The sequence below is a fragment of the Azospirillum endophyticum genome, from assembly GCF_016595245.1.
In the GTDB taxonomy this organism is placed as follows: Bacteria; Pseudomonadota; Alphaproteobacteria; order Azospirillales; family Azospirillaceae; genus Azospirillum; species Azospirillum endophyticum.
On sequence record NZ_JAENHM010000063.1, the window covers coordinates 1 to 19,334 of the forward strand.

General features: G+C 67.1%; 14 protein-coding genes. 2 read left to right on the forward strand and 12 right to left on the reverse strand.

The genetic code is table 11. From position 1 onward, the window contains the following. Nucleotides 1-1,309 precede the first annotated feature (1,309 nt). From JHL17_RS23435 to JHL17_RS23455, 5 genes are all read right to left on the reverse strand, one after another. On the reverse strand, nt 1,310-4,282 hold the full coding sequence (locus JHL17_RS23435; RefSeq protein WP_200196889.1) for a methyl-accepting chemotaxis protein: 2,973 nt from the start codon (nt 4,280-4,282) through the stop codon (nt 1,310-1,312). 275 nt (nt 4,283-4,557) lie between these two features. Next, a complete protein-coding gene (locus JHL17_RS23440) occupies nt 4,558-5,088 on the reverse strand; it encodes an Lrp/AsnC ligand binding domain-containing protein (protein WP_200196890.1) in 531 nt (176 codons plus the stop codon). Nucleotides 5,089-5,349: 261 nt separating this feature from the next. Then, nucleotides 5,350-6,966, reverse strand: coding sequence for a sensor histidine kinase (locus JHL17_RS23445; RefSeq protein ID WP_247893766.1), 1,617 nt, complete (start codon nt 6,964-6,966; stop codon nt 5,350-5,352). Beyond that, nucleotides 6,947-7,771 carry a response regulator transcription factor gene (locus JHL17_RS23450; RefSeq protein ID WP_200196891.1) on the reverse strand — a complete coding sequence of 275 codons (825 nt, stop codon included), beginning with the start codon at nt 7,769-7,771 and terminating at the stop codon, nt 6,947-6,949. Before JHL17_RS23450 ends, JHL17_RS23445 begins: the two co-directional genes overlap by 20 nt. 28 nt (nt 7,772-7,799) lie before the next feature. Further along, on the reverse strand, nt 7,800-8,534 hold the full coding sequence (locus tag JHL17_RS23455; protein ID WP_200196893.1) for a hypothetical protein: 735 nt from the start codon (nt 8,532-8,534) through the stop codon (nt 7,800-7,802). Nucleotides 8,535-9,291: 757 nt separating this feature from the next. Here JHL17_RS23455 and JHL17_RS23460 point away from each other — a divergent pair. Both JHL17_RS23460 and JHL17_RS23465 read left to right on the forward strand, forming a co-directional pair. Then, nucleotides 9,292-9,651, forward strand: a complete 360-nt coding sequence (locus tag JHL17_RS23460; RefSeq protein WP_200196894.1) for a DUF6883 domain-containing protein — start codon at nt 9,292-9,294, stop codon at nt 9,649-9,651. Further along, complete coding sequence (locus JHL17_RS23465; protein ID WP_200196896.1) at nt 9,648-9,872, forward strand: DUF4926 domain-containing protein; 225 nt, start codon at nt 9,648-9,650, stop codon at nt 9,870-9,872. Before JHL17_RS23460 ends, JHL17_RS23465 begins: the two co-directional genes overlap by 4 nt. An 81-nt stretch (nt 9,873-9,953) precedes the next feature. On the opposite strand, the gene JHL17_RS23470 is transcribed toward JHL17_RS23465, so the two are convergent. The 7 genes from JHL17_RS23470 to JHL17_RS23500 form a co-directional block, all read right to left on the reverse strand. Beyond that, nucleotides 9,954-10,853: a hydroxymethylglutaryl-CoA lyase gene (locus tag JHL17_RS23470; RefSeq protein ID WP_200196897.1), complete on the reverse strand. Its 900-nt coding sequence runs from the start codon at nt 10,851-10,853 to the stop codon at nt 9,954-9,956. 2 nt (nt 10,854-10,855) lie between these two features. Continuing rightward, nucleotides 10,856-12,874, reverse strand: a complete 2,019-nt coding sequence (locus tag JHL17_RS23475) for an acetyl/propionyl/methylcrotonyl-CoA carboxylase subunit alpha (RefSeq protein ID WP_200197061.1) — start codon at nt 12,872-12,874, stop codon at nt 10,856-10,858. Between the two features lie 19 nt (nt 12,875-12,893). Next, a complete protein-coding gene (locus tag JHL17_RS23480) occupies nt 12,894-13,676 on the reverse strand; it encodes an enoyl-CoA hydratase/isomerase family protein (RefSeq protein ID WP_200196899.1) in 783 nt (260 codons plus the stop codon). 11 nt (nt 13,677-13,687) lie between these two features. Next, nucleotides 13,688-15,295, reverse strand: a complete 1,608-nt coding sequence (locus JHL17_RS23485) for a carboxyl transferase domain-containing protein (RefSeq protein ID WP_200196900.1) — start codon at nt 15,293-15,295, stop codon at nt 13,688-13,690. 30 nt (nt 15,296-15,325) lie between these two features. Next, nucleotides 15,326-16,471 carry an acyl-CoA dehydrogenase gene (locus JHL17_RS23490; protein WP_200196902.1) on the reverse strand — a complete coding sequence of 382 codons (1,146 nt, stop codon included), beginning with the start codon at nt 16,469-16,471 and terminating at the stop codon, nt 15,326-15,328. A 160-nt stretch (nt 16,472-16,631) separates the two neighbouring features. Next, on the reverse strand, nt 16,632-17,813 hold the full coding sequence (locus tag JHL17_RS23495; RefSeq protein WP_200196903.1) for an acetyl-CoA C-acyltransferase: 1,182 nt from the start codon (nt 17,811-17,813) through the stop codon (nt 16,632-16,634). Between the two features lie 43 nt (nt 17,814-17,856). Further along, nucleotides 17,857-19,029 (reverse strand): isovaleryl-CoA dehydrogenase, encoded by a 1,173-nt coding sequence (locus tag JHL17_RS23500; protein WP_200196905.1) that lies wholly within the window; start codon nt 19,027-19,029, stop codon nt 17,857-17,859. Nucleotides 19,030-19,334: the final 305 nt, after the last annotated feature.

Consider the following 19,334-nt stretch of genomic DNA (forward strand, 5'->3'; position numbering starts at 1 on the left):
TTCGCCTGTCTCATGCTCGGAAAAGCTGTCGCCATCCTACAAGTCCCTAACAGCCTCTAGCGCGAAGGCTTCACACCCATGCTCGGCAGGGTGGGGGGAGTTGTAATGCACGCGCACTTCATCCAGGGAAAGCTGTGACAGGGTCTCCAGACCAGCCCTCAACCGGGCTGGAAGGCGGCGGCAATGACGGAGGCGGGTAAAAGCGTGCATGACAGCCCTTTCGGTTATGTCCCCGTGACAAGACGTGCTCTCTCGCTTTTTCAACCCTGATGCTCTGCAGGAGCATTTGACCAACCTAATGGAAGAAAAGCATTGATCGCACCAGTGCGAATGTTTAGCTTAATAGCTAATTGATATTAAAAAACAGATGAATTAAGAAATATATCTTAGTAAATTATGGCCATACGATTGGTGATATCGCCAATATATCGTCGATCGGAATTATATTTATTATTTCATATTACTTTAATAAACAACAAACGACTACTGAATCTTTGCAAATTCGTCAAAGGCTATACGTCAATTCTTCGATGAGACGCGCAAGCATCGCCTCCGTGCATTCACTCAATCCAATAGTTAATTGTATTTTAATCATATCAACATCCTATTAAGACATATTTATTTTCTAAAGTCGCAAAATAACAGATTTTCATGTATATTTTGCTACCTATGCGCCAGGTTTATTCATATTCCTTGCGCTGTCAATAGCTTTTTGATGCGCTTAACGACATTACACACCATATAACGGGAAGAAATTATTAACGATATCAATCAAAGCGGGTGACCACAGCGGATGGAAGCGCCGACTCACAAGGGTCGATTCCCAAATCGGATCACCCATGATCCGATTGCCCGTTCAAGAGGGGAAGAAGCGCATAGCGGCATGCGTTGCCAGTTCGGGAAGACTTGAGCGCCAGTGAGTTACGCTTCCTGGCGCATCAGAAGCGTTGCGCGATGCTGTGTTTCGCTCCAACGCAGGCGGTGTGGCCGGGCTCTACGACCGCTGTTTCCCTAGCCCACTGGAAGGGTTGAGCGCGGGTGAGCAAGCTATACTCAAGGCCATCATCCTCGCTGGCCCCAATCCGAGGCGGCGCGGCCGCATGGCGTGGGCCCTGCCGATCCCCTGAGAATCCCCGCGGAATGCTTCGCCCACGTCACCCCGGATGGGTCATGAATTCGGCCCCTCCAAGTGCATTTCCGCCTGCCACGACCGGAACCCTCAAAAGGCGCTATGCCGAGCCGGCCCTTCGGGGTGTAGGAGCGTACGTTCCCACCGTGTTCCCATATTCCGGTCAATCTGATCACTCTCTTACGGTGACCCCAGGTAGGCCAGCCGCAGATTGCCCCAGTGGCGGCCCCGCACGACGATCGGCGCGTCGACCTCCTTCAGCCGCACCATCTGCCCGCCGCCCATGTCGCGGCGGTAGGCCTGCAGCAGGAAGGGCCGGGTGTTGCGGGCGGCGGCGAGGCCGGAGCGGTCGGCGAAGACCCGGCGGTTGCGGCAATGGCCGGCGTTCCAGGCCGTCTCGCCCGGCCGCTGCGGCTCGGAATAGCGGGCATTGTGGGTCGGCAGATAACCGACGGCGTTGACCGCGGCACAGAACTGGAAGCGCGGGTCGGAGGCCAGCACCGGCTCCTGGATCGCCGGGAACAGGCGGTCGGTCAGTTCGGTGAAAGGGGCGAGCGACTGTTCCGGCTCGCTGCCGGCGATGGTGGCGAGTTCGGTCGAGAACAGATCCTCCTCGCCGATGCCGCCCTCGGCGAGCGCCCGCTCCAGCGCGGCAGCCAAAGCCGTCGCGGCGTCCTGCGCGGTGCGGATGACGGCCGATTCCGCCTCGATCATCGCTGCATAGACGCGCTCCAGCCGGTCGGCCTGGGCGGCCGACAGCTCGTCGAAGGCCAGATGCAAGCCGAGGTCGCTGGTGCCGGCGACGATGGCCGGCAGATCCCCGGCCTCGCGCAGGGTCACGGTCAGCAGCGTCTGCTCGGCCAGTTCCGGCAGTCCCTTGACGTCCACCAGCAGCCCGTCCGGCGAGAGGTCGAGCATGGTGACGCTGCGGCGCTCGCCGGCAACGGTCAAGCCGATCGGCTCCTCGCAGGGAATGCGGTCGGAAGCGCGGCGGTCGCCCGCCACCGATTGGCGCAGCGCGATGACCAGCCGGCGCTTCAGGTCGGCCACCGCCCCCTGCGTATCGGTCATCCGGCGGCTGACGTCGGTGGCGATGCCGTTGATCCCGTCGGTCTGGCCGCGGATGCGCAGCACGCTGTCCGACAGCTGGGCGGCACCGCCGGCGGAATTGCTGGCGCTCCGCCCGATCTCGGCGTTGGCGGCCGACTGCTGCTCCACCGCGGCGGCAGCGGCGGCGGCGGCCTCGTCGATCTCCTCGATCACCGAGATGACGGTCCGGATCGCCGTGATGCTGCCACCGACCGCCTGCTTCAACTGTCCGATCTGGCGGGCGATGTCCTCGGTCGCCCGCGCGGTCTGGCCGGCGAGCTGCTTGACCTCGCCGGCGACCACGGCGAATCCCTTGCCGGCCTCCCCCGCCCTGGCCGCCTCGATGGTGGCGTTGAGCGCCAGCAGGTTGGTCTGCCCGGCGATCTCGTTGATCAGGGTGGCGACCTTGGCGATTTCCTCCGTCGCCACCTCCATGCGGCCGATGGCGGCCGCGGAACCGCGCGCATTGTCCACCGCGCGCCGCGCGACCTCGCTGGAGCGCGCCGCCTGCCGGGCGATCTCCTGCCCGGCGGCGTTCAACTCTTCCGTCGCGGCGGCGACCGACTGGGCGTTGGCGCGGGCCTGCTCCGACGCCGCCGATACCACCACCGTGTTCTCGCGCACCACGCCCAGCGCCCGCGTCAACTGCTGGATGCCGTCGCCGGCGCGCCGGCTCGCCAGTTCCACGCCCATCCAGGTGGAATCGAGGTCGGTTTCGATCGACCTGCAGGTTTCCAGCAGGGCTTGGCGGGTCAGCGCCTTCTGACGCAGCTCCGTCTCGTGCTTCTCGTGGATCCCATAGGCAAGCTTCGCCTTCATGGCGTTCAGCTCCGACGCCACCCGCCGGAACTCCGGCACGCCGATGGCGGGCATCGGGTCGGTCAGGGCACCGCGGGCGATGCGCTCGAAGGTCTGCTCCAGGACCGCCAGCGGCCGTCGCACGCTGCGCAGGATCGCCCAACCGGACAGGGCGGCGAGCAGGCCGCTCAGCAGCATCGCCGCCGCCACCTCGACGACGCGGCTCCGATAATCCTGTTCGGCCTTGTCGAACTCCTCGCGCGCGACCCGGACCTGAAGGTCCAGCAGGGCGTCGGACACGCCGCGCAGTTCGGCGAAAGCGGGACGGACGGCGTCGCGCAGATGGGCGTCCAGCCCGGCCGCGTTCCTCTGCTGCGCCAGCACCAGCGCCGGGCCGATCCCGGCCTGCAGGTAGGAGCCGACCAGCGGCTTGAACCGGTCGGCGAGGACGGCCTCCTCCGGCGTCAGATAGGTCGCCAGATATTCGGCCAGCAGCCGCCGCATCGCCGCGGCATTGCCGGCGATCTCCGTCTCCACCGCGGCGGGATCGACGGCACCGCCTCCCGCCCGCAGATCGGCGGCGAAATCGGTCAGGCGCTGCCGGCTGTCGCGGGCCAGGTTCTGGATCGCGCCGATCTGATAGGCGGGGACGGTGCGGTCCTCATAGACCGTGCGCAGCGACCGGTTGGAGGCGGCCATGCCGTCCAGCCCGAGCCAGCCGGCCAGCAGGATGGCGAGGATCAGCAGCCCGAACACCGCGGCCAGGCGCCCGGACAGGCTCGCCCAGGCCAGGGCGGCGGCCCGGCCGGCGCGGCTGCGCCGCAACAGCGCGCCTTCCGCCAGAACCGCCGCGGCACGGCCGTCGCGCATCCCCGCATACAGCGCCTCCGCCGTGGCGATCTCGTCCCGTGACGGTTTGGAGCGGATGGAGATGTAGCCGGTGACGGCACCATTCTCGACGACCGGCGTGACGTTGGCGCGCACCCAGTAATGATCGCCGGTCCTGGTGCGGTTCTTCACCAGCCCTTCCCAGGCACGGCCGGCCTTCACCGTCGCCCACAGGTCGGCGAAGGCCTCCTTTGGCATGTGGGGGTGGCGGACGATGTTGTGCGGAGCGCCGATCAACTCCTCTTCGTCGAAGCCGCTGATCTCGACGAAAGCCCGGTTCACGAAGGTGATGCGGCCGCCCGTGTCGGTGCGCGACACCAGGGGAACACCCTCGGTCAGATGGACTTCCCGGTCGGTGATCGGTGTGTTGACGCGCATGACGCAGCTCCGCTTCTGCCAGGGTCTCGAAGACGACGGTCGGGCAGGCGGGCGGAGTGGAAGCCGCCGGACGGCCGCGAAAGCCGCGCCCCCAGACCGGACGCTTCGCTGCAAGCGGTGTGCCGCATCATTTTGTCGGCAATCGAACACGCCTGGGCCCACGCCCTGCCGGTGGTGCCGAGCCGATCGGCGCCATGCCATGCAAAATGCGTCCCGAAAGGAGGACCGGCACCCGGCCGGCGCGCAATTTGGATAAAACTATATTGTCTGACCGTTCAGCCTCGTAACGAACCACCGGAGGACCCGCCCGGCGGCCCGCTCGAATGCCCGCCCGACAGTCCATCGAGGGGGATCGCGGTGACGCTCTTCACCTCTTCCATCACGGCGTAGGTGTGGGTTTCCCGCACGCCGCGGGCGGTCGACAGCAGCTCGCCCAGGAACAGGCGGTACTCGTTCATGTCGCGCACGCGGGCCTTGACCAGGTAATCGAAGCCGCCGGCGACCATGTGGCATTCCATGATCTGCGGCATGCGCAGCACCGTGGCCTTGAAGTCGTCGAAATTGTCGGGCGTGGTGCGGTCCAGAACCACTTCGACGAAGACCAGCATTCCCGCTTCCAGCCGGTGCGGGTCGAGCAGGGCGACATAGCGCTGGATGATGCCGTCGGCCTGCAGCCGCTTCACCCGCTCCAGGCAGGCGGCCGGGCTGAGATTGATGCGGCGCGCCAGCTCGACATTGCTAAGGCGCCCGTCATCCTGCAACTCGCGCAGGATCTTGATGTCGGTGGAATCGAGGCTGCGGTCCATCGGCGGCTCGGAATGCTGTTCGGCTGACGGCGCCGATCCTAGATCGGATCGCGTAAAATCGGAATCGATTTGGAGCGTGAATCCGATCGCCAAATATAGAGCTACAGCTTCGTGCGTTTCATAATGAACGCACGAAGCTGTAGCGGAAAAAACGGGGCCGGGCCATGCCGGACCATAGCCGGAGCGGCAATGGCACCGGCGATCCGAAGGCCGTTCGCCCCGGGGCCATATGCCGGTGGCGCGGCTGCGGCCGCTCCCGCCTCATCCCGCCAGCGGCAGGGTCACCGTCATGCGCAGGCCGCCGGTCGGGCGGTTCTCGGCACGGACGCGGCCGCCGAAGGCCTCGATGTTGCGCCGCACGATCCACAGGCCGATGCCGAAATGCGCCGCCCCGGCCTGGTGCGCCGCCGCCTCGTCCTCCGGCATGCCGCGGCCGGGCTCGCGGTGGGAGAAGTAGCGTTCGAAGATGCGGTCCAGATTGGCCGGATCGACACCCGGCCCTTCGTCGTCCACCACCAGTTCGGCCATCGGCGCACCCTGGGAGTTGCTGCGGGTCAGCCGGACGCTGACCGTCCCGTCGGGCGGCGAGAAGCTGACGGCGTTCTCCACCAGATTCTCGACGATGGTCTCCAGAGTTTCCTCGCTGGCCCGCACCACCAGCCCGGCATCGATGCGCGAGCGCATGTGCAGGCGGCGCTCGGCCAGCAGCCCGGTATAGCCCCCGGCCATCCGCTCCACCAGCGACGACAGGTCGACGCGGCGCCGCGCCGGGGCCAGCAGGTCGGCCGCCGCCTCGTCCATGCGGCGGGCGAAGGACACGAGGCCGTCCAGCTTGTCCAGCGACTTCTCGATCATCGTCAGCGCCCGCTGGCTGCGGGCGTTCTCCGCCGGCAGGGCGCGGCGCAACGGCTCCACCGACTGGCGGATCACGGCGATCGGCGTCTTGAAGGCATGGGCGTTGTCCTCCGCGGCGCGGCGCAGCGACTGGGCGCTGTCGCGCAGCGTGGCGACCAGCCGATCGAAATCCTCCGCCACCCCGGCCAGCTCCGGCACGGTGTTGCGCGCGGCGAAGGAGGCGTTGCGGTCCTCGTGGTCGGGGGTGTCGTCCCCGCCGACGATGCGGCGCGCCAAATCGCCGAAGCGGTTCAGGTTGCGCCAGACGCCGGCCAGCACGGCGAGCACCAGGGCGGCCATCGCCAGATAGATCGCCGCGGCGGCCTGGACCGCCGGCGTGCTCCAATAGGGGCGGCCGATGGAGGAGGAGATGTAGGCCTCGGTCGCGTGGCTGGTCACCAGCGCCCAGCAGCCGAAACTGGTCTTGATCGGGGTGATGGAGGACAGCACCTCCTCCCCGCCTTCGACATGGGGAACGCGCATCGCCAGCGTCGAGTTGCCGGCGCAGCTCGATCCCAGACGGTCCAGCACGCCCTGTTCCAGCAGCAGGCGCCGTTCGGCGTCGATGTCGGCGGTCGACAGGCTGGGGGCCGCGGCGACGTAGAAGAAGGGTTCCGGCCCGGCCTTGGCGCCGGATGCGGTGGCGGCCACCCGGGGGCGCACCAGAAGCTTCAGCCGCGTGCGGTCATCGCCGTAGCGGGCAAGCGCGATGCTGAGGCTGGGAAGGGCCGTGCGGTCGACGCCCAGCAGTTCGGGTTCCAGCGCCCGGGCGATCAGTTCACCCTGACGCTGGGCGCTTTTCAGCAAAAGCTGTTGCGATGCCTCGTCGGCCCGCTGGAACTGGTCGTAGAGCAGGACCGGCACCGCGACGAAGACGAGCGTAAGGAGCAGCAGGCGGCTCGCCATCGAGCGCCAGAGCCAAAGCAGGCGGGCGGACGCCCGTCGGGGCGCCCGCATCGCAAGGTCAATCGGCAGCAGCGCCATCGATCAGCATATCCTCGCCCATACCGTCCTCGTCCCGGCCCTGGTTGGCCGCGTTCTCGCCCTTGCCCCAGCGGTAGCCGAAGCCCGGATAGTTTTCGATGCAGGCGAAGCCGGCGTCGACCGAGCGGAACTTCTGGCGGATGCGCTTGATGAAGGCACGGACGTTGGCGCGGTAGCCCGACGGGCCGTAGCCGGCGACGAAGCCCTTGCCATGGACGAGGTCGTAGATCTCGCGGTAGGAGACGTCCTCTTCCGGGCGGGTCGACATCAGCTTGACGATGTTGAACTCGGTCAGCGTCAGGTCGATGCGCTTGCCCTTCCACAGGGCACGGCTGTTGTCGAGGCGCAGCTCCAGCTCGCCCAGGCGGTGGCTGGTGCTGGCGCCGCCGGCATCCGCGTCCTCGGCACCCTTGATGCCGTCGCCCTTGATCCCATCCAGGATCAGGCGCATGCGCTTCAGCAGGATCGACAGGCTGCGCGACTTCTCGACGAAGTCCAGCGCGCCGCCGGCCAGCGCCGCCTCTTCGTAAATCTGGTCGGACAGCACGGTCAGGAAGATGACCGGGGTGGCGATGCCGCGGGCGCGCATCTGGCGCAGCACGTCGATGCCGTCGAGCTTGGGCATGCGCCAGTCCAGGAGGACGATGTCGACCGACCCGCCGTCGGCGAAGAAATCGAGCGCCGGTTCGCCGCGGTCGAAGGTGATGACCTCGTAACCCTCGTCGCCGAGGTTGAGGCTGAGCGACTCCCGGAACAGGTCGTCGTCGTCGACCAGAGCGATGCGGGCAATGGTCGGTTCGGTCATTGCGGACATTCCCTTGTTCGACTCCGCCTTACTGAAACCCGGGGCGGACAGGGCGCCCTGGTTCAGCTTGAGCGAGGAGTTGGGCAAAGCATCGGTGGTCGGCGTCAGGGACATTTTGGCTGCTCTTCATGTCGTAGGAGAGGGCGCGGAAGTCCTGGGACGAGGTCATATCCATGAAGAAGAAGACCTTGAGGGTGCAATCGCCCTTGGCATACCGCCAGATCTTGGCGGGAGGCGCCTCTTCCCGTGCAACGGGGGACCCCAGGAGTTTGAGAGTCTGGACTTCGTCCAGCCCGACAAGACTGTCGGGGTCGGCGTTGGTGGTTGCGGGTTGGGTGGGCATGCCCCCCATGGCCGGGGCCAGGACCGGCACCGCCGCGGTGGTCGCCGCGGCATTCGCCGGTTGGGGAACGGTATCGGGTCCGATGGCCGCCAGCTGCGTGGAGGCCTGGGTGGAAGCCGCGGCAGTCGCCAAGTCCCCGGTGGTGACCGGCGGACCCGGCTGCGGCATCGGCAGGGCCGGCGCCAGCGCGGCGGCGTCGGGAACCTTCCGCGCCGGCTTCTGCTTGGGCACCGGCGGGGTGATCTGGCGGGCGTTCGGGTTGGCCGACGTCACGTCCGGCCCGCCCCAGCCCGGTCCCACGCTGTTGGCCGGACAACCGGCCACCAGCAGGACTGCAACCAGCAGGCCCGCATGTCGGCCCCGGCCGGCGGCGTAGGCGCCGAACTGCGCCACATCGCGGAGGACTGCCGGCACGGTCATGGGGGCGGGCCTTTCAAATCCAAGGGAAACGGGACATAACGGCATTAACAGGGGACGAACCAATTCCATCTAGCCTTGAAGTCAACTTCGCGTGCTGGTTGGAGTTGGCCGCGTCTGATGTCCCTAAACTCAATCCAGTCTGGTTAATGGCGCGTTAAAGCCACAGCCCTTACCCCCATTTTGTGAAAGCCCACCAATATTTTTCGGAGTTTCGTTTGATTTTCGAGGGAATCCGGCGCAAACCGCCGGGTCCTTTGCTCAAAAGTGGTATGAAATCCGGTCAAATCCATTGCAGCCCAACCGCGTTCGTTCTGAGGAGCGGAGGACGACAGGACGTGACAGAAATGAGGCGGGAGGATGGCCCGGGCGGGGCGGAAGCATGGCGGCTGCCCAAAAAACAATCGGGGCCGAAAAACAATCGGCGGCGGAGCCACCCGGGTATGGCTCCGCCGCCGAACAGCCGGACGGGCAACAGGTCATGTGGCGGCGCGCGCAAGGCGGCCGTGGGTCGTTGCCGCTGGAACTCCAGCCGTGGTTCCGGCCGGCACTCAGGCCGGTCGGCGTCGTGGGAACGCTGCGTTTTCGGCACCATTCATCACGCCGACCATGATGCGCCGGCCGACCGGAAGCGTCAAGTTGGTAGCACGTACAATTTAGGAGGCCGCATATCCGGATGATGGGCATGCATGCGGCATTCTTGATTATCGACGGACCAATCTCCATCCGTTAGCTTGGGAAGTTTTCCGAACATTCCGCGATGCACGCCATGATTTCCGTGCCGGGAGCCGACAGAGCTGTCATTGAGGAGCGAAAGCTGACCACCTACCTGTTGTCGGACAGCCATCCGGCCGGGCGCAGCAAGGCAGCCTTCTTTCGGTACTTCGGCTTCGAGCCGGCGGAATGGCAACGTCTTCAGCAGGCTTTGCTGATCCACATCCGCACACCGGACGTAGTCAATGTGGACCAGACGAAGTTCGGGTTGAAATACACGGTTGTGGGCCGCCTGAAAACGCCGTCGGGACGCTCGCCTCTCGTCCGCAGTGTTTGGTTTGTCGCAACCGGCCAGGATGTGCCAAGATTGGTCACCGCTTATCCCGAACCGGGGAGCAAGGAATGATCCAGGAACTCGATCCGGTCGTGCTGACCGAGGATCTGCCGGAAGCCGGACTGAAGCAGGGCGATGTCGGCTGTGTGGTCATGGTGCATGACGGAGGCAAAGGGTTCGAGGTCGAGTTCACCACGCTGGCCGGCGATACCGTGGCGGTTGCGACGGTCGCCGCCCGCACCGTCCGCCCGGTCGGGCGGCGGGAAATCGCGCATGTCCGACTGGTGGCCTGAAAACCCTGGAAGCAGAACTCCGGAATACGAAAGGGCCGCGCGCCCTGCCGGACGCGCGGCCCTTCGTTGCCGAAGGGTCCCTCACGCACAACCACGAGCGCGGGCCACCTTCGATGCGGTGGGGCGGCCGATGGCGTCGCTGATGAACGCCCCGGCCGCGACCAGCCTGTCCAGATCGACCCCGGTCTCGATGCCGAGGCCGTTCAGCATGTACAGCACATCCTCGCTCGCCACGTTGCCGCTGGCGCCCTTGGCATAGGGGCAGCCGCCCAGGCCCGCGACGGAACTGTCGACCACCGCCACGCCCATCTGGAGCGCCGCCAGGATGTTCGCCAGCGCCTGCCCGTAGGTGTCGTGGAAGTGGACGGCGATCTTCTCCACCGGCACCCGCTCCGCCACCGCGGCGATCATCACCTGCGCTCTCGTCGGGGTTCCGGTGCCGATGGTGTCGCCCAGCGAGATCTCGTAGCAGCCCATGGCGAACAGGCGTTCCGCCACCTCGGCCACCGCCTGCGGCGCGATCTCCCCCTCATAGGGGCAGCCGAGCACGCAGGAGACGTAACCGCGGACCGGCACACCCGCCGCCTTGGCCTGCTCCATGACGGGGGCGAAGCGGTCCAGGCTCTCGGCGATGGAACAGTTGATGTTCTTTTGGCTGAAGCTCTCCGAGGCGGCGCCGAACACCGCCACCTCGTCGGCCTTGGCCGCCAGCGCGCCCTCCAGCCCCTTCAGGTTGGGGGTGAGGGCGGCATAGCGGACGCCGGGCTTGCGGGCGATGCCGGCCAGCACCACGGCGCTGTCGCCCATCTGCGGCACCCATTTGGGCGAGACGAAGCTGGCCGCCTCGACCACGCCCAGGCCGGCGTCGGACAGGCGGTTGACCAGTTCCACCTTCACCGCGGTCGGCACCATCGACTTTTCGTTCTGGAGGCCGTCGCGCGGGCCGACCTCCACCATGCGGACGAACTTCGGCAACAGCATCGTCAGGCCTCCGCGATGTCGAGAACCAGCAGGTCGACGCCTTCCGACACCTGATCGCCCGCCGCGAAATTCACCGCACTGACGGTGCCGGCAGCCGGGGCCTTGATGGTGTGCTCCATCTTCATGGCCTCCAGCAGCATCAGCGGCGCGCCGGCCTCGACGGTCTGGCCGGCTTCGACCAGCACGCGGACCACGGTGCCCGGCATCGGCGCGGTCAGGCGGCCGGAGCCGCCCTCCTGCTCCGCCGCGCGGGCGCTGGGGTCGTCCAGCGTCAGGCGCGACACGGCACCGTCGATCAGCACGGTGATGTCCAGCCCCTGCCGCACCACGGTGGCACGGGTGCGCATGCCGTCCAGCGTGGCGGTCAGCAGGCCGTCCGACAAGCTGACGCCGGTCACCGGCATCGGCTTACCGCCATCCACCGCAACCTCATAGCCGCCCTCTTGGCCATTGGCGCTGCGGAAATGCAGCGTCACCTCGCGCGCCGTTTCGCCGTCCATCAGGCGCAGGTCGTAATGGTTCTCCTCGTTCAGCCGCCAGCCATTGGCGAGCAGCCAGGGCGAATGACGGTCGGAGCGGGCACGCAGGGCGGCCTGGGCCTCCTCCCGGCGCGTCAGCAGCACCGACAGGGCAGCGGCAGCGAGCGCCCTGTCGACCACCGGGGCCGGCGGCGGCAGCAGGTCGGCGCGGTGGCGCTCGATGAAGCCGGTGTCGATCTCCACCGCCTTGAAGGCCGGATGGCCGGCGATGGCGCCGAGGAAGGCGACATTGGTGGTGACGCCGACCACCTCATACTCGGCCAGCGCCACCCGCAGGCGGCGCAGCGCGCTGTCGCGGTCCTCGTCCCAGACGATCAGCTTGGCGATCATCGGGTCGTAATACATCGTCACCGAATCGCCTTCGCGGACGCCGGTGTCGACGCGGACATGATCGCTCTCGGCCGGCGGGCGCAGACGGACCAGCCTGCCGATGGCGGGCAGGAAGTCGCGCTGCGGATCCTCGGCATAGAGCCGCGCCTCGAAGGCATGGCCCTTCCGGGTCAGCTGCTCCTGGCGCAGCGGCAGCTCCGCCCCGGATGCCACGCGCAACTGCCACTCGACCAGATCGAGCCCGGTGATCTTCTCGGTCACCGGATGCTCCACCTGCAGGCGGGTGTTCATCTCGATGAAGTAGAAGCCGCCATCCTCATAGAGGAACTCGACGGTGCCGGCGCCGACATAGTTCACCGCCTTGGCGGCGGCGACCGCGGCCTCGCCCATGCGGCGGCGGAGGTCGTCGGGCAGGTTGGGGGCCGGCGCCTCCTCGATCACCTTCTGGTGGCGGCGCTGCACCGAGCAGTCGCGCTCGAACAGATAGACGCCGTTGCCGTGGGTGTCGCAGAAGACCTGGATTTCGACATGGCGCGGCCGGCCGAGATACTTCTCCAGCAGCAGGCTGTCGTCGCCGAAGGCGGCCTTGGCCTCGCGCTGGGCGCCGGCCACCGCATCGGCCAGCTCGTTGGCGGCGCGCACCACGCGCATACCCTTGCCGCCGCCGCCGGCCGATGCCTTGACCAGCACCGGATAGCCGATACGCTCGGCCTCCGCCGACAGGGTGGCGAAGTCCTGGTCGGTGCCGTGATAGCCCGGCACCAGCGGCACGTCGGCGTTCGCCATCAGCCGCTTGGATTCCGCCTTGGAGCCCATGACGCGGATCGCCTCGATCGGCGGGCCGATGAAGACGACGCCGGCCTCGGCACAGGCGGCGGCGAAGCCGGCATTCTCCGACAGGAAGCCGTAGCCGGGATGGATGGCCTGGGCACCCGTGCGCTTCGCCACGTCGAGGATGACGTCGCCGCGCAGATAGCTTTCGCCGACCGGGGCCGGGCCGATGCAGACAGCCTCGTCGGCCATCTGGACATGCATCGCCTTGGCGTCGGCCTCCGAATGGACGGCGACGGTCTTGATGCCCAGGCGGCGGGCGGTGCGGATGACCCGGCAGGCGATTTCGCCGCGGTTGGCGATCAGGATCTTGTCGAACATGGCCATTTGGGACATTGGATCAGCTCCGCCAGGACGGGGTGCGTTTGTCGAGGAAGGCGCCGACGCCCTCCTTGCCTTCGGCGCTGGCGCGCTGGCGGGCGATGCGCTCCGCCGTGTCGCGCACCACGTCGTCGGTCAGCGGCCGGCGGGCGACGGCGCGGATCAGCTCCTTGGCGGCGGCGACCGCCGTGGGGGCGCTGTCCATCAGGCTCTTCACCGTCTTCGCCACCGTCTCCTCCAGCCCGTCGGCATTGGTCAGCTCATGCAGCAGACCGATGCGGTGGGCCTCCGCCGCGCTGAAGCGCTCGCCGGTCAGGAAATAGCGGCGGCAGGCGCGCTCGCCGATGGCGGCGATGACATAGGGGCTGATTGCGGCGGGGATGATGCCCAGCCGCACCTCCGACAGGGCGAAGGTGGCGGTCTCGACGCCGATGGCGATGTCGCAGGCGGACACCAGCCCGACGCCGCCGCCGAAGGCCGGCCCCTGCACCACGGCGACCGTCGGCTTCGGGCACTCGTCCAGCGTCCGCAGCATGGTGGCGAGGCCCATGGCATCGGCCAGATTCTCCTGATGGGAGTAGCCGGCCATCTTCTTCATCCAGGACAGGTCAGCCCCGGCGGAGAAGCTCTTGCCCACCCCGCGCAGCAGGACGACGCGCACCGCCGGATCCTCGCCCACCCGCCGGAAGGCGGATGTCAGGTCGGCAATGACCTGTTCGTTGAAGGCGTTGTGCACGTCGCCACGGTTCATGGTGACGGTGGCGACGCCGGTGTCGGCGATGTCGATGAGAATGTCGCTCATGGTCGCCCCCATCACATCCGGAAGACGCCGAAGGGCGTCTTCGGCACCGGGGCGTTCAGCGAGACCGACAGCCCCAGCCCCAGCACCATGCGGGTGTCGGCCGGGTCGATGATGCCGTCGTCCCACAGCCGGGCGCTGGCGTAATAGGCGTGGCTCTCGCGTTCGAACTGGGCGCGGATCGGCGCCTTCAGCGCCTCGTCGTCCTCGGCCGACCACGGCTTGCCCTGGGCTTCCATGGCGTCGCGCTTGACCTGGGCCAGCACGCCGGCCGCCTGCTCGCCGCCCATGACCGAGATGCGGGCGTTCGGCCACATCCACAGGAAGCGCGGGCTGTAGGCGCGGCCGCACATGCCGTAATTGCCGGCGCCATAGCTGCCGCCGATGATGACGGTGAATTTCGGCACCTTGGCGCAGGCGACCGCGGTGACCAACTTGGCGCCGTCCTTGGCGATGCCGCCGGCCTCGTATTTGCGGCCGACCATGAAGCCGGTGATGTTCTGCAGGAACACCAGCGGGATGCGGCGCTGGCAGCACAGCTCGACGAAATGGGCGCCCTTCAGGGCGGATTCGCTGAACAGGATGCCGTTGTTGGCGATGATGCCGACGGGATAGCCGAAGATGTGGGCGAAGCCCGTCACCAGCGTCGTGCCGTAGAGCGGCTTGAACTCGTCGAAGCGCGAGCCGTCGACCACCCGCGCGATCACCTCGCGCACGTCGAAGGGCTTGCGGGCGTCGCTGGGGATGACGCCGTAGAGTTCGCGCGGGTCGAAGGCGGGGTCCTCCGGCTCGCGGAGATCCAGGTCGATGTGCTTGGCGCGGTTCAGGTTCGACACCACGCGCCGCGCCATCGCCAGCGCGTGGGCGTCGTTCATCGCATAATGGTCGGTGACGCCGGAGGTGCGGGAATGGACGTCGGCGCCGCCGAGATCCTCGGCCGACACCACCTCGCCGGTCGCGGCCTTCACCAGCGGCGGGCCGCCGAGGAAGATGGTGCCCTGGTTGCGGACGATGATCGCCTCGTCCGACATCGCCGGGACATAGGCGCCGCCGGCGGTGCAGCTTCCCATCACCACGGCGATCTGCGGGATGCCCTCGGCCGACATGTTGGCCTGGTTGTAGAAGATGCGGCCGAAATGGTCGCGGTCGGGGAAGACCTCGTCCTGGTTCGGCAGGTTGGCGCCGCCGCTGTCGACCAGATAGATGCAGGGCAGGTTGTTCGCTTGCGCGATCTCCTGCGCCCGCAAATGCTTCTTGACCGTCAGCGGGTAATAGGTGCCGCCCTTCACCGTCGCGTCGTTGGCGACGATCATGCATTCCTGCCCGGCGACGCTGCCGATGCCGGCGATGATGCCGGCCGACGGAATGTCCTCGGCATAGACGCCGTCGGCGGCCAGCTGCGACAGCTCCAGAAACGGCGAGCCGACGTCGAGCAGCTGGCGGATCCGCTCGCGCGGCAGCAGCTTGCCGCGGGCAAGGTGCTTGTCGCGCGCCTTCGCGCCGCCGCCCTGCTGGATGGCGGCGACCTTCCGGCGCAGATCGTCGACCAGGGCCTGCATGGCGTCGGCGTTGGCCTGGAACTCGGCGGAGCGCGCGTTCAGGGCGCTCTTCAGGACGGTCATGCCGTCTTCCTCCCGGTTTGGCGGTCTTGATTACTGGATGAGGGCACGGCTGATGACCAGCCGCTGGATGTCGCTGGTGCCCTCGTAGATCTGGCAGACCCGGACGTCGCGATAGATGCGCTCGACCGGGAAATCGTTGAGATAGCCGTAGCCGCCATGGATCTGGATGGCGTCGGAACAGACCTTCTCCGCCATCTCCGAGGCGAACAGCTTGGCCATCGCCGCTTCCTTCATGCAGGGGACCCCGGCATCGCGCAGGGACGCCGCATGCAGAACGAGTTGGCGTGCGGCCTCCACGCGGGTCGCCATGTCGGCGAGGCGGAAGGCGACGGCCTGATGCTGGATGATCGGCACGCCCATGCTTTGCCGCTCCTGGGCGTAGCGGATGGCGTGGTCGAGCGCCGCGCGCGCCATGCCGACCGACTGGCTGGCGATGCCGATGCGCCCGCCTTCCAGATTGGCCAGCGCCACCTTGTAGCCGGCGCCTTCGGCCCCGAGCATCAGCTCGGCGGGAACCCGGCAGTCCTCGAAGACGATCTGGCAGGTGTCGGAGCAGTGCTGGCCCAGCTTCTCCTCGGTCCGCGCCACCTGATAGCCCGGCGTGTCGGTCGGCACGATGAAGGCGCTGAGGCCCTTCTTGCCGGCGCCCGGGTCGGTCACCGCGAAAACGATGGCGACGTCGGCCTGCGAACCCGAGGTGATGAACTGCTTGGTGCCGTTCAGCACCCACCAATCTCCATTGCGGTCGCCGTCGCGCCGGGCGCGGGTCTTGATCGCCGAAGCGTCGGATCCCGCCTGCGGTTCGGTCAGGCAGAAGGCGCCGAGCCTCTCGCCGCGCGCCATCGGCTTCAGGAAACGGTCCTTCTGGGCGTCCGTGCCGAACTTCAGGATCGGCATGCAGCCGACAGAGTTGTGCACGCTCATGATGGTGGAGACGGCACCGTCGCCGGCGGCGATCTCCTCGATGGCGAGCGCGTAGGCGACATGGTCGGTGGCGGCACCGCCGAACTCCTCCGGCACCAGCATGCCCATCAGCCCGAGTTCGCCCATCTCGGCGAGTTCCGCCTTGGGGAAGGCACCGCTGCGGTCGCGCTCGGCGGCGGTCGGGGCGAGCCGGTCCTGCGCGAAGGCGCGGGCCATGTCGCGGACCATGGTCTGTTCTTCGGTCAGGTGCATGCTGCTCCTCCCATAGGCTCTTCTTAAATGGCGGGGCTAGACCCCCACCTATCCTCCCCCGCTGGGCGGGGGAGGGACTGCCGCCCCTCCGCCACACAAGCGCTTGTCCCCTCCCCCGCCCAGCGGGGGAGGGTTAGGGTGGGGGTCTATAACTGCCCCCTTACACCCGCTCCACCGCGATGGCCGTCGCCTCGCCGCCGCCGATGCACAAGCTGGCCACGCCGCGCTTCAGGTCGTACTTCTCCAGCGCCGCCAGCAGCGTCACGATGATCCGCGCCCCCGAGGCGCCGATCGGGTGCCCGAGCGCGCAGGCACCGCCATGGACATTGACCTTGTCGTGCGGCAGATCGAGATCGCGCATCGCCGCCATGGTCACCACGGCGAACGCCTCGTTGATCTCGAACAGGTCGACGTCGCGGGCCGACCAGCCCACCTTCTCGAACAGCTTCTGCATCGCACCGACCGGGGCCGTGGTGAACAGCGCCGGCTGCTGGGCGTGGTTGGCATGGCCCTTGATCTCGGCGATCACGCGCAGGCCGCGGCGGTCGGCCTCGCTGCGGGTGGTGACGATCAGCGCCGCGCCGCCGTCGGAGATCGACGACGCATTGGCCGCCGTCACCGTGCCGTCCTTGGCGAAGGCCGGCTTCAGCGTCGGGATCTTCTTGGGATCGCCCTTGCCCGGCTGCTCGTCGGTGTCGACCAGCGTATCGCCCTTGCGCCCCTTCACCAGCACCGGCGCGATTTCCGCCTTGAACGAGCCGTCCTCCACCGCCTTGCGGGCGCGGTTCAGGCTTTCGATGGCGAAATCGTCCTGCGCCTCGCGGGTGAAGCCGTAGCTGCCGGCGCATTCCTCGGCGAAGGTGCCCATCAGGCGGCCCTTCTCATAGGCGTCCTCCAGCCCGTCGAAGAACATGTGGTCCAGCACCTTGCCATGGCCCATGCGATAGCCGGCGCGGGCGCGGTCCAGCAGGTAGGGGGCGTTCGACATGCTCTCCATGCCGCCGGCCACCACCACCCTGGCCGAGCCGGCCTTGATCACGTCATGGGCGAACATCACCGCCCGCATGCCCGATCCGCAGACCTTGGAGATGGTGGTGCAGCCGACGCCCTTCGGCAGCCCGGCGCCCAGCGCCGCCTGACGGGCCGGGGCCTGGCCCAGCCCGGCCGACAGCACGTTGCCCATGAACACCTCATCGACTGCGTCTCCGGCCAGGCCGGCGCGCTCCAGCGCCGCCTGGATGGCGGCGGCGCCAAGCTGCGGGCCGGTCAGGCCCATGAGGTCGCCCTGGAAGCCGCCCATCGGCGTGCGGACGGCGGCGGCGATGACGATGCTGTCGGTCATGGTGGTCGGTCCCTTTCCCTCTGTGCCTTGTTGCCGATCCGCTTTACGCGGTTTCCTTGAACAGCTCGCGCCCGATCAGCATGCGGCGGATCTCGCTGGTGCCGGCGCCGATCTCGTAGAGCTTGGCGTCGCGCAGCAGGCGACCGGTCGGGTACTCATTGATGTAGCCGTTGCCCCCCAGCGTTTGAATGGCCTCCAGCGCCATCCAGGTCGCCTTTTCGGCGGAGAACAGGATGGCGGCGGCGGCATCCTTGCGGGTGGTCTCGCCGCGGTCGCAGGCCTTGGCGACGGCGTACACATAGGCCTTGGCGGCGTTCATGATCGTGTACATGTCGGCCAGCTTGCCCTGCATCAGCTGGAACTCGCCGATGGACTGGCCGAATTGCTTGCGGTCGTGGACATAGGGGATCACGACGTCCATGCAGGCCTGCATGATGCCGAGCGGACCGCCGGACAGCACCGCGCGCTCGTAGTCCAGCCCCGACATCAGGACATTCACCCCGCGGCCGACGCCGCCCAGGATGTTCTCCTCCGGCACCTCGCAATCCTCGAACACCAGCTCGCCGGTGTTGGAACCGCGCATGCCGAGCTTGTCCAGCTTCTGCGCCACCGAGAATCCCTTGAAGCCCTTCTCCACCAGGAAGGCGGTCATCCCGCGCGGACCGGCGGTGATGTCGGTCTTGGCGTAGATCACCAGCGTGTCGGCGTCGGGGCCGTTGGTGATCCACATCTTGGTGCCGTTCAGGACGTAACGGTCGCCCTTCTTCTCCGCCCGCAGCTTCATCGACACCACGTCGGACCCGGCGTTCGGCTCCGACATCGCCAGCGCGCCGATATGCTCGCCGGAGATCAGCTTGGGCAGGTAGCGGCGCTTCTGCTCCTCGGTGCCGTTCTTGCGGATCTGGTTGACGCAGAGGTTGGAGTGGGCGCCGTAGCTCAGGCCCACCGAGGCGGAGGCACGGGACACCTCCTCCATCGCCACGACATGCTCCAGATAGCCCATGCCGGCGCCGCCATACTCCTCCTCCACCGTCACGCCGAGGATGCCGAGGTCGCCCATCTTGCGCCACAGCTCGTTCGGGAACTCGTTGCTGCGGTCGATCTCGGCGGCGCGGGGGGCGATCTCGTTGGCGGCGAAGCTCCGCACCGAATCGCGCAGCATGTCGGCCGACTCGCCGAGGTCGAAATTCAGGCTGGGATACTGGTTGGACAGCATGGGCGTATCGCTCCCCTGGGAAATCATCCGTTCTTTGACCATACGTTACCGTATGGATGGAGCCATGGCAAGGGGCAAGCGGAGAGGATCGGAAACCTACGCAACCTCAAGGGATTAGCCGCTCGCCGCAGGGACGGCGGGTTTCCGTATCGTGGAAAAATCATGGGGTATGTGAATTTTCCCCAATCTTTTCAACGCTGCCATGCATGTTGGATACTGTATTCCAGGGCGGCTGGAGCGGTTATATCGGCTGCTGACGCGCTATATCCGATCCGCACCATCGATTTGGGGGACCAACCAATGAT